Origin of the sequence: Microcoleus sp. Pol8_D6 (genome assembly GCF_036700965.1) — a bacterium.
Classification (GTDB): domain Bacteria; phylum Cyanobacteriota; class Cyanobacteriia; order Cyanobacteriales; family Microcoleaceae; genus Microcoleus.
Genome location: NZ_JAUBPW010000110.1, coordinates 1 through 13,721 on the forward strand (window position 1 = coordinate 1; position 13,721 = coordinate 13,721).

Sequence of the window (13,721 nt, forward strand, 5' to 3'; positions counted from 1 at the left end):
AGTGATTGCCTCTTTGACTGGATATCCATTCATATTAAATGGGTTATCTGTAGCAAATATTTAGGAAAATGGTATAAGTCCTATTAGTATCAATCCGGATCGAGGGGGCGATCGCGCGAATACATTGCCAAATAAAGCTATAAAAAAATGGTAAAAATGTTTTTGACAACAGCCCTCGCTGGCATCATGATGAATCTCGTAATTTCGAGCTTAGGATTTGCTGCTTTAGTTCGTCCTGTCCCCGCTATGAATCAAACTGTTGCGACTCTAGAAAGAATGCTCAGCGCGACACAAAAGCCGGCGGCGATGAACTATTCGCGCCTGGGGATTGGCGGGGTTCGGTTGGGGATGTCTGTAGAAGAGGCAAAACGTAAGTTGGGAAAACCGCAGCGCGACGAAACTAAACTTGCTGGGCCTGGCATCGGTGGCAAGATTCACACGCTAACCTACTCAGGATTGACGGTAGCAGCATGGGATGACAAAGTTTATTTAGTTTCTACTACCAATCCTAAGTTTCTGACAATGGATGGGGTGAAGGTAGGAGATAACAGCCAAAAAGTTGTTAAAACTTACGGTTACGGGTCGCAATCTGTGCAGGGTGGGGTGACTCGGTTGACTTACAGCAATGACCAAAAGGCTTCTAATTTGATTTTGGAAATTAAGGGCGATGGCGTGCAAAAAATTATTGTGAGCACGCAGCTAAACTGAAATATTAAACAACAGTACAAAAGTCCCGGTTCACAAGTTTGTAGTAAGGATTTTAGCCCTTATTTATAAAGTTTTTTAGCTCTTCGGTGAGTTGACGGGAGGGCTTTTTCCTAATGTGCGTGAAGCGTAGCTATCCCGTAGGGAATCGCCCGCGTCTCCTTAATCCTCTTCATCCTCATCCGACAATTTTGTCATTTCCTCAGCAATTAGTGTCTGAAAATCCTCTCCGCAGTGAACGTTGAGATGGATTGCAGCACTCAGGAACTCTGCTAGAATTTCAGCTTTTTGTCGATCGCTCAAATCAGCTAACTGAAGCTGATGGATTAAAGTAATCACATTTTGACACTCAGTACCCAATTCATCAATTAACGTTCTCAGTGTATAATTAGTTACAGAAATTGTCCGATCGCTAAGTTGCATCTTTATTTACCCAATCGTTTTAAAGCTTGCTGAATTCCTTTGTCAAAAGCTTGAATTTCACTTGGACAATGCCGGATTAAGCCTTCATCGGGAAAATCCTTCTCATATTCCAGTCTAATCTTTTCTTCATGTTCTGCAATCCGCTGGTTCAAGGAACGAAGAGCTTTTTTGTGATTGCTATTCCCCATAGAGTGTTATGCCCACAAAAAAAAGTAGAGGTGCGATAGATCGCATCTCTACAGTAATTCTAAATAAGGTGCACATTGTGCACCCTACCAATTAGCGGTTCTGGGGAACAGGAGCACTCGGTGCTCCAGAAAAAGTCGCCTCACCAGTCTTAGCCCGCTTTTTGATCAAGATAGGCTTGACGCTGTTTTCTCCACCAATCGGGGGATCTTCTTGTTGAGCGTAATCCGCGCCCATCCAAGCAGGACGGCTTTGATCGAAAGCCATTTGCAAAGCAGCAGCGGCGATCGCGTGGGAGTCGTACTCCTCAGATAACTGAGACACCAGAGGCAAGAAAGATGCCATCCGTTCGCCAGCCAAAGCTTCGCGAACTTTACCCTGCATCTTTTCCAACTGACGAGCTTCAATTTGCGCCCGTGTCGGAATGTTTCGCACCGTCAAGCTCGATCGCACGTGGCGTTCAATCAAGCGCAGTTTGCGGCGATCGACCGGTTGAATCAGCGTAATCGCTGTTCCTTCGCGACCAGCCCGGCCCGTGCGTCCGATCCGGTGAACGTAGCTTTCCACACTGTCGGGCAAATCGTAGTTAATCACGTGAGTCAAGTGATCCACGTCCAAACCCCGCGCCGCAATATCAGTCGCCACTACCCAGCGCACCTGACATTGGCGGAACCGATGCAGCAAGCGTTCCCGCTGTGCCTGATTCAAATTACCGTGATACTCATCAACGCTGTGACCGGCTGCTTGCAGTTGGCTGGTGAGTTCTGCCGCCGACTGCCGAGTCCGCACAAAAATCAGTGCAGATTCCGGGTCTTCCATTTCTAAAATTGGCTGTAGGGCTCTTGCCTTCGACCAGCCGCGGGGAATCATGTACACGCCTTGGCTGATGCGCTTTGGCGTTGCTTTTGGCTGTTCTACGGTGACGTTGACCGGGTTACGCAAATGCCGCGCCACCAATTTCCGAATGGAAGCTTCCATCGTCGCCGAGAAAAATGCCGTTTGACGTTCTTTTGGTGCAGCATCCAAGATTTTTTCCACATCTTGGATAAAGCCCATGCTCAGCATTTCGTCAGCTTCATCCAAAACTAGCCATTTTACCTTGTCTAGTTTCAGGCTGCCGCGGCTGAGCATATCCAATATGCGTCCGGGTGTACCGACAACGACGTGAACGCCGCGCTTCAAACGCTGCATTTGACGATCGATCGATTGACCGCCGTACACTGTCAGAACTTGCAGAGAGCGACCCACTTTTACCGGGCCGTCGCTGCTAATGCCGCTCAAATCACGGATGGCTTCAGTTACTTGCATCGCCAATTCGCGAGTCGGCGTCAGCACCAGTGCTTGCACTGCAGTTACATCTAAATCAATCCGCTCCAAGATGGGCAACGAGAATGCTGCCGTTTTGCCTGTCCCTGTTTGGGCTTGACCCACAACGTCGCGACCTGCTAGCAAGTGCGGAATTGCTTGTACTTGGATGGGAGTAGGTTCTGTAAAGCCTAGTGTTTCCAGATGGAGAACGAGTTCTTCCGAAAGACCTAAGCCTTCAAACAATAAATTCATTAATGCTCCTAATAACGAGTCTTAGCCTTCTAAGTTGCCCAACTCGGATGCGGATTTCTGCTCTAGGGCAGGAACTCATAAGAGTTCTTTATGGTGCTGCGCCTGCGCGCACCTTCTTAAATAGCAATCGAGTATAGGGCAGCTCCGTCGATGGTGACTAAATTTACCAATTCGACAGCCGTCTTTGATTTTGTGACATCGCCGATACCAACCGCCAGGGGTCGGGTTATAGGCTTCCAACATTCTTAAAACAGGACATTGGACTTCCTTTGAGGTACTTGCAAGCTTTCCCTCTTAGGCATTTTATAGTGAGGATCATGACCAGCCCCACTTCACTACTCATGTAGTAACAGGTTGTTTGGTTCAGGCGCTATCCCGCAATCCGTCGCCTGCGGGATTGAGCAGGGGATGGGGCGACCGTTACCGCCTATCCATCTCAACACTCTTTCGGGATACCGTTGTGGTGTAGGGCGGACGGCGAAGCAATCTCAAATTATCCCCGCTTATTTCTGGCTTGTTATCATCATAACTCTTTACATTCAGAAACAAAACATTAAATTCGTTAAAATTTTCCGATGTTCTGTAGAGATTACCGCACCCCGACGGGGAGGGTCGATTGCCAGAGAGGGGCTAAAAAAGTTTAGAACCCCTTTGCTACATATCTTTGCACAATTGTGTACTAACCGTTACTTTTGTTGCACAATCCGCTAATCATTTTTGGCTCGTGTCCGGTTTTTGTTCGCCGCACCGTCTCAGGCAACAGTTCCAGCAATACTTACACTTGACCGTAGAGGTCGTAGACATCTGCACCAGTAATTTTCACAGATACGATTGAACCCAGCCGCGCTTCTCCTGTGACGTAGACGAGTCCATCTACTTCTGGGGAAAACCGAGCGGATCTACCAATCAACTCGCCTGTCTCTGGTTGTTCTTGTTCTATCAGGACATCAACTACCTGACCGACAGACTCTTGATTCTTCTTCAATGATATAGGTTGTTGTGCCGCCATTACCGAATTGCGCCGCATTTCCATTATTTCTGCAGGTATTTGCTGGGGCAAGCTGAAGGCTGGGGTTCCTTCTTCTGGCGAAAATACAAAAACTCCTACGTGATCGAATTCGTGGCGCTTGACAAATTCCAGCAAGTGTGCTGCGTGTTCGTCGGTTTCGCCGGGGAAGCCGACAATAAAAGTTGTCCGCATCACAGCGCCGGGAAGTGCGGCTTTGAGCCGATCGACTATAGCATCATTAATCCCAGCTTGAAAAGGTCGATTCATCGCCCGCAGAATTTCCGGGTGCGAGTGTTGCAGGGGTAAATCCAAATACGGCAAAACGTTGGGTGTTTCGCGGATGGCTGCCACAACTTGCGGAGTCAAACCTGTAGGATAGGCGTAGTGCATCCGAATCCAAGGTACATCTACTTCACCCAAAGCCCGAAGCAGTTCGGCTAGTTTCGGTTCGCCATAAATATCTTTGCCGTAGTTGGTGGTAATTTGAGAAATTAAGATAATTTCCTTTACCCCTTCGGAGGCTAATTGCTTAGCTTCGGCGACGATAGATTCGATCGTCCGCGATCGTTGATTTCCGCGCAAGTGCGGGATAATGCAAAATGCACAGCGGTAGTCACAGCCTTCTGCTATTCGCAGATAAGCGACACCTTCCGATGTCGTGCGGTAGCGGGGAGTAGTTTCGTCAGCGATGTAAGTAGGTTCTGAAGAGACGAGGGAAACTCGATCGCCCTTTTGTACCTGCTGCATAACATTGACTATTTTGTGATAGTCGCCGGTGCCGACAATTGCGACTGCTTCGGGCAATTCGTCCAGCAATTCCTGCTGAAAATGCTGTGCCATGCAGCCGGTGATGACTACTTTTTTATTAGCTTCTGCCAATTCTACCAAGGTGCGGACCGACTCTTCTCGCGCAGCTTGGATAAAACTACAAGTATTGACTACAACATAATCAGCTAATTCTTCATTAGAATCCACTTGATAGCCCGCTTGAGCCAGCAAGCCGATCATGTGTTCGGTATCGATGCGATTTTTTTCGCAGCCGAGGTGAGTAAATGCGATCGTTGGCTTCGTTGCCATGCAGTAATAGTTAGTGTTGCGCTATTTCTAAGAACATTTTATGATATCACACTCATTGCCAATTGGCAAGATATTGGTTTAATTTGTTGATCGGCTGCGACCAGTGGAACTTTTACCTTGGGGGCGGGCATAATCACCACCCCACAAGAGTTTGAAGATTTTTCCCGATGCAAATCTTGATGCTTTTCACCTAAAAAATACTGCTAGCCCAACTTACGTGGGGATTTGATCCGACGATACATCAGGGGCGATCGCCAGATTTGCTTCACCAGAAAGCACTTGAGCAGCAGATCCACTAGCTAAGTGACCGTAAGAGTGTGTTCCCAAACCCTTAACTTGGCGCATCAATGTGCCCATTTCCAAAGCACTCATCGCATAATTCCAGCCTAAATTGCTTTTAATTCCAGCCCTTTCCAAAGCTTGCTGCATCGTGTCAGTCGTCACCACCCCAAAAATCACCGGCACTCCTGTCTGAAAAGCAGCAGCAGCAATTCCCTTAGCAACCTCACCAGCCACAAAATCGAAATGAGGAGTTTGGCCCCGAATTACCGCACCCAGACAAATTACCGCATCGTAGCGGTGAGAAAGAGCAGCTTGGCGGGCCACCAAAGGAATCTCAAAACTTCCGGGAACCCAAAAAAAGTCCACCTGAGAGCCATGAGGATTAATATCAACCCCGTGGCGTTTCAAACAATCTTGACATCCCTCCAAAAGTTTGTTAACCACCAAATCGTTAAAACGACCGATGACAATAGCAAATCGCAAAGATTCAGTGTGAGTAAAAGTTCCCTCGAAAACAGTCATAGTGCTCTAGTTTAGATTTTAGGTTTTAGATTTTAGATTTTTGTTTGTGAGAAGGCAAAAGTCAGAAAGCAGCAGCATCTCATCTGAATCTCAATTGCAAAAACATACAGGGTCGCGCGGTCTGGAAAATTCCTAGCTTCTGCCGAATGCCTTTCAATCGCTGGTGAATGCCTTCAGCCTTCTATCTTTTACCTTCTTTATTCGATAAACTTGGGTGAAATTAAACGACTAAAAAGTTCAATACACCCACTGCAATAACCAGCAAAAACCAGAGACCCGACCCGGCATAAATCAGGGATTTAGACTGATTCCAGTTTTGGGGAGAGGCATAAGCAACTGGTACGCCAACGACCATCACAAAAGACAGCAGTACCAGACCCAGTAAAACCACTTGAAACAGAATTGATAACATCTTTTCTCCTTTCGATATAACCGTGCGTTGATCCGAAATAGTTTCCCAGAACCGAAAAAAATCTTCCAAATTCTAGTTTTTGACAGTTTCCCGATAGTCGATCGAGAGATTGTCGGTTGATTGATACGAAAGAACCCGTGCAAATTCGGGCGTTGCGCGAACAGGCGTCAGCGGCTCTTGAGATTTCGATCAATTTTATCATTGTTCGCTACACGACAGAAAACTGGAAAGGTTAAGTTAAAGCCCGATCGACACATCCGGTTTCAGAGGGCGAGAAATTGCTACTGTTTGAGTTAGAGATGCGGGATTTTCGGCTATGGACTTAGTTTTGTGCCACACAACAGCAGATTTTGACGCCTTGGGGGCGGCGGTGGGACTTTGCGTGCTGCGCCCCGGTAGCAGGATCGTATTGACGGGCGGGTGTCATCCGACAGTGCGGGATTTTTTGGCGCTACACCGCGACGAGTACCCGCTGATTGAACGCCGATCGGTCAATCCGCAACGCATTCGATCGATTACTATAGTTGATGCCTCACAACGCGATCGTTTGGGAAAAGCCGCCGAGTGGCTGGATTTGCCACAAGTGAGCGAAATTGCTGTTTTCGACCACCACCTAGAGGCGCATTCCGACATCCCCGCTACTGTTACGCAGATCGAAGCAGTCGGAGCCAGCACGACATTAATTGTCGAAAAGCTCAAAAATCAAGCAGAAAACAGCGACACACCATTCCGCCTTCTCCCTTCGGAAGCAACAGTAATGGCCCTCGGCATCCACGTCGATACAGGTTCCCTTACCTTTGAGGGCGCAACTGCGCGAGATGCTATAGCTTTGGCGTGGTTGATGGAACAGGGAGCTAGTTTGGGGGTAATAGCTGAATATGTAGAACCCGGTTTGTCTCCTCAATTGCAAGATTTGCTCAGAGAAGCGCTGAATAATTTGCGATCGGAAACTTTGCACGGTTACAGCATAGCCTGGGTGCTGCTATCTACTGAAGCTTACGTTCCGGGGCTTTCTTCCCTGGCTTCTCGCTTGCTCGATTTAACTGAAACCGATGCTCTGCTGTTAGGCAATGTTTATAAATTTGGCGAAAACGAAAACAACCGCAACATAGCTCCCGAATCGCCAGTTTCCAATCGATTAACTATTATCGGTCGATCGCGCATCGAAGGCACAAACCTCAGCGAATTGTTCAAACCCCTCGGCGGCGGAGGCCACGCCCGCGCCGCTTCCCTCGCCACCCGCGATGTTGACCCCCTGCTGACTTTAAATCAGTTAGCTGACGAACTAAAAACTCAAATTCCCCACCCTCCCACAGCCCGCGAGTTAATGTCGTCTCCGGTGCGGAGTATTCGCCCGGAAACATCGGTGGGGGAAGCTCACCGTATCCTCCTACGTTACGGACATTCGGGGCTTTCTGTGGTCGATGCGGGCGATCGACTCGCTGGCATTATCTCGCGCCGCGACATTGACATTGCCCTGCACCACGGTTTCAGTCACGCCCCTGTCAAGGGTTACATGACTCCGCAGTTAAAAACGATCGCCCCAGATACCTTGCTGCCGGAAATTGAATCTTTAATGGTGATGTATGATATCGGGCGCTTGCCAGTATTGGAAAACGGTCAACTGGTGGGAATTGTTACCCGGACTGATGTGTTGCGCGAATTGCACCAGCAAAAAGCGCGAGACAGGGGAAGCAATGCAGAATTTTCTAATTGTGCCGTACCCGAATCGGTTGAGCAGTTGTTGCGATCGCGCATCAGTCCCGAATTATGGCAGTTATTGTCGATCACCGCCAATATTGCCCAAAATCGCGGCTGGCAACTTTATATTGTGGGTGGAGCAGTCCGGGATTTACTCTTAGCCACGGATGATACACTGGCGCTAACAGATATCGATTTGGTTGTGGATGGAAAGTGCGGTTCAGATGATTCCGGTGCTGGTGTCGAGTTAGCTTCCTCGCTGCAAAAACTTTACCCCGAATCGCGTTTGGACGTTCACGGTCAATTTCAAACCGCCGCGCTTTTGTGGCACAAAGACTCTGCTTTCGGCTCGCTGTGGGTGGATATAGCGACTGCTCGCACTGAATTTTACCCTTATCCGGCTGCAAATCCTGAAGTTGAAGCGAGTTCAATTCGCCAAGATTTGTACCGCAGAGATTTTACAATTAATGCGCTGGCTGTGCGGTTGGGTATTCCTCGCAGTGGCGAATTGTTAGATTTTTTTTGCGGTTTGCTGGACTTGGAATCGAAGCAAATTCGAGTTTTGCACGCCAATAGTTTTATCGAAGATCCGACGCGAATTTATCGCGCTGTGCGGTTTGCGGTGCGGCTGGGATTTGAAATTGAGCCGCAGACGGAAGGATACATCCGCAACGCTTTGGCCAGCGGGATTTATTACCGAATTCAGGGGGAAAACGGCCGTGCTCCGGCTTTGGAAACTCGGCTCAAAAGCGAATTGAAATACATTTTGCAAGCCCCGTACTGGAAAGTTGCTTTGCAAATGCTGGGAGATTTGCAGGCTTTGCGCTGCATTCATCCTAGTTTGGAGTTGGATCGGGAGTTGTGGCGGCAACTGCGTTTGCTCGATCGGTGTTTGAATGGAAGAAGGAAGGAAGGTTCGGCAACGGATTATGTAACGGATGTAACGGATGTCAGGAAGAAGGAAGAAGGAAAAAGGAAGAAGGAAGAAGGAAGAGACAAGAAGGAAGAAGGAAGGAGGAAGAAGGAAGGAGGAAGAGACAATTCCCAATTCCCTATTCCCCATTCCCCATTCCCCATTATCAATATTCCTGATTGGCAGATGCGGCTAGAAGTTTTGATAGCTTATTTAGCACCGGAATATCGCGGCAAGGTGGCTGCAAATCTTCAGTTACCCGCTGATAGCATTAAGCGGTTGGAAGTTTTGGAAGCCGGAAAGAACGAGTTAGCAGAGAATTTGCCTAAGTGCGAGTTGCCGAGTCAATTGGTGCTGCTGTTGAGAAATTATGAGTTGCCGGTGTTAATTGCGATCGCCCTACAAAGTCCGCGAAGTGCACGCCGCCAAATCTGGGAATATCTCACGAAATGGGCGAATGTTGAGCCGCCTTTGAATGGCAACGATTTGAAGGCTTTGGGTTATAAGCCGGGGCCTGGGTTTAAACGAATGTTGGATGATTTGTTGGCGGCGAGGTTGGATGGCGATTTGGGCGATCGGGCTGCTGCTATCTCTTTCTTAGCAGAACGTTATCCTCAAACTTAGTAAAGTGCGTCAGCAGCGCGTTATTTTTTATATAATAGATTAGCTAATTGCTGACGCACTCTACTAAAATTTAAGTTTTCAATCCTAAACAGCCTAACCAGGCGATCGCACATTATTGATATTTCGAGAATTAAGGTGAAAAAACAGCGCGCTCCTGGTTTAATCGCAATTGTCCTTTACAAAACATTTGTGGCTTCCCTCTTGACAGTAACTTCGATTGCTTTGCTTTTTGCCTTAAAAAATCATCAAATCTTAGAAAATATTTCGCAATCTTATTTGTTAGAAACCAAACTAAAAATTATTGAATTTGTCTTAGAAAAACTTCTAATTCTCAACCCTCACAAATTATTTCTTGGCGGACTTGCGGCAGCACTTTATGCAGTCTTAACTGCTGTTGAAGCCGTTGGTTTGTGGTACGAAAAAGACTGGGCAACAATCTTAGTTTTAGTGTTGGTAAGCATCAGTATACCCCCTGAAATATATGAATTAGTTCACGGGGTCACGGTACTTAAGTTAGCGGTATTTATCACAAATGTAGCCATTTTATGGTATTTGCTCCACCATTGGCCGAAGCATGGTAAAGGAGCTTAAACTTTTGATTATTCAGAGGAAAGTCACTGGATTTTATAAATGTCAGCATTTTCCATTTTAATTCCATAAAACGGCTGCTCAGTCAAATAAAAACCTCAATCTTTACAAAAATTTTGTGATTGTAAAGATTCGATAAAGCTACGAGGGGTTATACCCCCTATGAGTTATAGTGACATATATATAGATGCACCCTGATGGCTTTCCCGTTCCACAAGAGCGGGATTTTTATTGGAAAAATATTGTATTAAGTTTTAAGACTCCTGGTGGAGATAAAATTGGTGGACAATTTCAATAAAACGATCGCCAGATGCAAAAATAGCACAGCTAAAGCAAAAATGATGGTTCGGAGCGATCGAACATCCGCCCTAACTCCGCGAAATAACCCAAAGGCTTTAGGATAGTTTGGGAACCGGCATTAACTGAAGATCAACTTAGCCTCAGCAATAGCCCTGCAACAGGGTGAAGACACCATTGCGACTTTAGGCAGATGAGGGTTCGGCATCACTTATCGAGCTACCCACATTCATTTAAACTGAGATGTTGCACCATTTTCAATTACTTGTTTAGGAACAACAGGCAAGCTGCCTGTTCCACAATAAAATTCATCTCTTGTGGAACACGCCGGAAAGCCTGTTATTGAAAATGGTGCAAGATGTAAGTTTAAACAGAGATGTTGCACCATTGTGAGTTATAAAATAATTAAAAACCCGGTTTCTTCTTAAAGAAATCGAGTTGTGGAAATCGATGGTGAAGCGCGATTTGCTGTCTAAACTATTCGGAAAATAAAAGGGTAGCGGTAAGGTTGGTTAGGAGTTTGCAAAACGTGGAGGATAGCCATTATTGTCAGTCCCCAGTGCAGCAGATAACCTAGGGGCACTAGGATAAAGCCAGCAAGACCGAAAGTGACGACAGTTAACGCCACAATTACGGCACTGTACACCCATACATTAAGGTGAAAATTGATCGCTTCTGTAGCATTTTCTTTGACAACGGGGTCATCTGATACTAACAATACAGCGATCGGAGCTCCGATCGAGAACAGTAACGTACTGAAAAAAATCGCCCCGTGGCACACCAGTGATAGCAGCTTCCGCTTGTCGGAATCGTACATATTAGTTTTCTTCCCTTGACTTTACTGATAATTTTACCTTTAATAGCAACTGTAGCACAGGCTATAATGGCGATCGGGTGATGATTCCCCTACCTAATTTGTGATGACAACAGAACTCGAAACTGAACTGCTAACTGCTGTTGAGCGCCGGCGCAACTTTGCTATTATCTCGCACCCCGACGCGGGTAAAACTACTTTGACAGAAAAGCTGCTGCTGTACGGAGGTGCAATTCACGAAGCAGGTTCTGTGAAAGCGCGGCGGGCTCAGCGACACGCTACATCTGACTGGATGGCGATGGAACAGCAGCGGGGAATTTCTATTACTTCTACTGTTTTGCAGTTTGAGTATAAAAAATATCACATTAATCTGCTCGATACTCCGGGACACCAAGATTTTAGCGAAGATACTTATCGAACTCTGGCAGCGGCTGACAATGCGGTCATGCTTGAGGATGCTGCTAAGGGTTTGGAACCGCAAACTCGGAAGTTATTTGAAGTTTGTAAGCTGCGAAGTTTGCCTATTTTTACTTTCTTTAATAAGCTCGATCGCCCTAGCAGAGATCCTTTGGATTTGTTGGACGAAATTGAGAAGGAATTGGGGTTGCAGACTTATCCGGTAAATTGGCCGATAGGTACGGGCGATCGCTTTAAAGGTGTTTTCGATCGCAGAGGGCGCAAAATTCATTTATTCGAGCGGACTAAACACGGTTCTCAGGCTGCTGTTGATACTGTCATCGAATTGGGCGATCCGCGCATTGAAGATTTGTTGGAACAAGACCTTTACTATCAGCTCAAAGAAGAGTTAGAACTGCTGGATGAGTTAGGAACTGAACTCGATTTAGACTTGGTTCGGGCTGGAAAAATGACGCCAGTTTTCTTTGGCAGCGCGATGAGCAATTTTGGGGTCGAACTGTTTTTAGATGCGTTTTTAGATTACGCTATGAAGCCGATCGCCCGCAAGAGCAGCGCCGGAGACTTACCGCCAACTTATGAAGACTTTACCGGGTTTGTTTTCAAATTGCAAGCGAATATGGACCCAAGACACCGCGATCGCGTGGCGTTTATTCGGGTTTGTACGGGCAAGTTTGAAAAGGACATGAACGTGACTCACGCTCGCAGTGGTAAAACGGTGCGTTTGTCAAGGCCTCAAAAGTTATTTGCTCAGGATCGCGAGTCGATCGAGGTTGCGTATCCGGGCGATGTAATCGGTTTGAACAATCCAGGAGTATTTGCGATCGGCGATACTATTTACACCGGTCAAAAACTGGAATATGAAGGGATTCCCTGTTTTTCTCCTGAACTTTTTGCTTTTTTGAGAAATCCCAATCCTTCTAAGTTTAAGCAGTTCCGCAAAGGCGTTTCTGAGTTGCAGGAAGAAGGCGCAGTGCAAATTATGTACTCGGTTGATGAGGCGAAACGCGAGCCAATTTTGGCGGCTGTCGGACAGTTGCAATTTGAAGTTGTGCAGTTCAGAATGCAGTCGGAATATAATGTGGAAACGACGATCGATATGTTGCCTTACAGTGTAGCTCGTTGGGTTGACGGCGGTTGGGAGGCGCTGGAAAAAGTTGGGCGGCTGTTTAATACGGTGACGGTGAAAGATACTTGGGGAAGGCCTGTGTTGCTGTTTAGAAATGAGTGGAATTGCCGACAGGTGGAAGGGGAGCACCCTGTTTTGAAGTTAAATGCGATCGCCCCTGTGGTTTCTGGTTTGGCTGTTAGCGAGGAGTGATGATGATTGGTTTGTAGGGACGCGGAATAGTTGATATGTGTCAACAATCGCCTGAAAACTTTTTGATCTCTCGTTTATAACTGAGGCCAGATCCCCCTAAATCCCCCTGATTGTTGGGGGACTTTGATCGGAATCTTGTCCCCCCCTTATTAAGGGGGGCTAGGGGGGATCTGGCCTCGGAGAAAAGCAGCAGTCTATGAGTACGTTCGCAGCTTAAGTTGATACAAATGGACAGGGCGCCGTGTCCTGAATCTTCGTGATTCATAGTCCCAATTTTGCTTTGGCATTTTCCCAGGAAATAGTTTCCCCTTGGCGGGCTTGGGTGATGCTTTGGCGCAATTTGGTAACGAATTCTGTATCGGTGAGAATATCTAAGGTTTCTAACAGTTCAGTCAAATGCGTGTAGCTGATTGCAGCCATAACGGGAACACCATCTTGAGTGATGATGATAGGCTCATTGATAAGTTCTTGGGGTAGGTTTGGAAGCTGCTGCTGTGCTTGGGCAATGGTGAGTCGTTTGGACATGGTTGTACTAAAGCAACATTACTTTTAATTTAGCATTTCGGCCCAACTAACTGGTTTCCAGCCGCTGACGCTGGTAACGAGTAAATCCAAAATCTAAGATCCAAAATCTAAAATCTAAAATCGGTTGACGGCTGGCCCCCTCTGCGGCTACGCTTTGAAGTGAGAGGTTGCTTTGCTTGTAGAAGAGGCAGCCCGCGTCGCCCAAAAATCTAGTTGCACTGCCCAAAGCTGCGGCTAACAGCAATGGACAGCATAACCGCCAAACTGGGACTAGCAGTCTGGAGGCTAACGGAGTATCTTAACATCCTCTGTAGCCGCCCTGCTATGTGTTGAAATGCGGGGCGGCTG

General features: G+C 47.0%; 12 protein-coding genes. 4 read left to right on the forward strand and 8 right to left on the reverse strand.

Annotation, left to right across the window (positions count from 1 at the left end):
* The first annotated feature begins 147 nt into the window (after positions 1-147).
* Positions 148-708 carry a hypothetical protein gene (locus QUA10_RS27495; protein ID WP_333085689.1) on the forward strand — a complete coding sequence of 187 codons (561 nt, stop codon included), beginning with the start codon at positions 148-150 and terminating at the stop codon, positions 706-708.
* Between the two features lie 159 nt (positions 709-867).
* On the opposite strand, the gene QUA10_RS27500 is transcribed toward QUA10_RS27495, so the two are convergent.
* The 6 genes from QUA10_RS27500 to psbZ all read right to left on the reverse strand — a co-directional run bounded on the left by QUA10_RS27500 (position 868) and on the right by psbZ (position 6,176).
* The gene (locus QUA10_RS27500) at positions 868-1,128 is read right to left on the reverse strand and encodes a hypothetical protein (RefSeq protein ID WP_333085688.1); all 261 of its coding nucleotides are present in this window, start codon (positions 1,126-1,128) and stop codon (positions 868-870) included.
* A gap of 2 nt (positions 1,129-1,130) precedes the next feature.
* Positions 1,131-1,316 (reverse strand): hypothetical protein, encoded by a 186-nt coding sequence (locus QUA10_RS27505; protein WP_333085687.1) that lies wholly within the window; start codon positions 1,314-1,316, stop codon positions 1,131-1,133.
* Between the two features lie 91 nt (positions 1,317-1,407).
* A complete protein-coding gene (locus tag QUA10_RS27510) occupies positions 1,408-2,874 on the reverse strand; it encodes a DEAD/DEAH box helicase (RefSeq protein WP_333085686.1) in 1,467 nt (488 codons plus the stop codon).
* 775 nt (positions 2,875-3,649) lie between these two features.
* Positions 3,650-4,960, reverse strand: a complete 1,311-nt coding sequence (rimO, locus tag QUA10_RS27515) for a 30S ribosomal protein S12 methylthiotransferase RimO (protein WP_333085685.1) — start codon at positions 4,958-4,960, stop codon at positions 3,650-3,652.
* Positions 4,961-5,173: 213 nt separating this feature from the next.
* Positions 5,174-5,764 carry a 6,7-dimethyl-8-ribityllumazine synthase gene (gene ribH, locus QUA10_RS27520; RefSeq protein WP_333041433.1) on the reverse strand — a complete coding sequence of 197 codons (591 nt, stop codon included), beginning with the start codon at positions 5,762-5,764 and terminating at the stop codon, positions 5,174-5,176.
* A 220-nt stretch (positions 5,765-5,984) separates the two neighbouring features.
* Complete coding sequence (gene psbZ / locus QUA10_RS27525) at positions 5,985-6,176, reverse strand: photosystem II reaction center protein PsbZ (RefSeq protein WP_015177377.1); 192 nt, start codon at positions 6,174-6,176, stop codon at positions 5,985-5,987.
* A gap of 316 nt (positions 6,177-6,492) precedes the next feature.
* Here psbZ and QUA10_RS27530 point away from each other — a divergent pair, with 316 nt between their 5' ends.
* On the forward strand, positions 6,493-9,414 hold the full coding sequence (locus tag QUA10_RS27530) for a CBS domain-containing protein (protein ID WP_333085684.1): 2,922 nt from the start codon (positions 6,493-6,495) through the stop codon (positions 9,412-9,414).
* Positions 9,415-9,549: 135 nt separating this feature from the next.
* Positions 9,550-10,005, forward strand: coding sequence for a DUF2127 domain-containing protein (locus QUA10_RS27535; RefSeq protein WP_333085683.1), 456 nt, complete (start codon positions 9,550-9,552; stop codon positions 10,003-10,005).
* Between the two features lie 766 nt (positions 10,006-10,771).
* On the opposite strand, the gene QUA10_RS27540 is transcribed toward QUA10_RS27535, so the two are convergent.
* Positions 10,772-11,116, reverse strand: coding sequence for a DUF4870 domain-containing protein (locus QUA10_RS27540; protein WP_333067728.1), 345 nt, complete (start codon positions 11,114-11,116; stop codon positions 10,772-10,774).
* A gap of 103 nt (positions 11,117-11,219) precedes the next feature.
* Here QUA10_RS27540 and prfC point away from each other — a divergent pair, with 103 nt between their 5' ends.
* Positions 11,220-12,848, forward strand: a complete 1,629-nt coding sequence (gene prfC / locus QUA10_RS27545; RefSeq protein ID WP_333085682.1) for a peptide chain release factor 3 — start codon at positions 11,220-11,222, stop codon at positions 12,846-12,848.
* Positions 12,849-13,109: 261 nt separating this feature from the next.
* Here the strand turns inward: prfC and QUA10_RS27550 are convergent, their stop codons facing one another.
* Entirely contained in the window at positions 13,110-13,373 is a 264-nt protein-coding gene (locus tag QUA10_RS27550) for a prevent-host-death protein (RefSeq protein ID WP_333085681.1), read from the reverse strand.
* Between the last annotated feature and the right edge of the window lie 348 nt (positions 13,374-13,721).

What these genes read in the sequence shown, in the direction of transcription:
- QUA10_RS27550 (WP_333085681.1), bottom strand. Translation starts at nt 13,373, where the DNA reads ATGTCCAAACGACTCACCATTGCCCAAGCACAGCAGCAGCTTCCAAAC.
- QUA10_RS27495 (WP_333085689.1), top strand. Translation starts at nt 148, where the DNA reads ATGGTAAAAATGTTTTTGACAACAGCCCTCGCTGGCATCATGATGAAT.
- QUA10_RS27510 (WP_333085686.1), bottom strand. Translation starts at nt 2,874, where the DNA reads ATGAATTTATTGTTTGAAGGCTTAGGTCTTTCGGAAGAACTCGTTCTC.
- QUA10_RS27540 (WP_333067728.1), bottom strand. Translation starts at nt 11,116, where the DNA reads ATGTACGATTCCGACAAGCGGAAGCTGCTATCACTGGTGTGCCACGGG.
- QUA10_RS27530 (WP_333085684.1), top strand. Translation starts at nt 6,493, where the DNA reads ATGGACTTAGTTTTGTGCCACACAACAGCAGATTTTGACGCCTTGGGG.
- QUA10_RS27505 (WP_333085687.1), bottom strand. Translation starts at nt 1,316, where the DNA reads ATGGGGAATAGCAATCACAAAAAAGCTCTTCGTTCCTTGAACCAGCGG.
- psbZ (WP_015177377.1), bottom strand. Translation starts at nt 6,176, where the DNA reads ATGTTATCAATTCTGTTTCAAGTGGTTTTACTGGGTCTGGTACTGCTG.
- rimO (WP_333085685.1), bottom strand. Translation starts at nt 4,960, where the DNA reads ATGGCAACGAAGCCAACGATCGCATTTACTCACCTCGGCTGCGAAAAA.
- QUA10_RS27500 (WP_333085688.1), bottom strand. Translation starts at nt 1,128, where the DNA reads ATGCAACTTAGCGATCGGACAATTTCTGTAACTAATTATACACTGAGA.
- ribH (WP_333041433.1), bottom strand. Translation starts at nt 5,764, where the DNA reads ATGACTGTTTTCGAGGGAACTTTTACTCACACTGAATCTTTGCGATTT.
- prfC (WP_333085682.1), top strand. Translation starts at nt 11,220, where the DNA reads ATGACAACAGAACTCGAAACTGAACTGCTAACTGCTGTTGAGCGCCGG.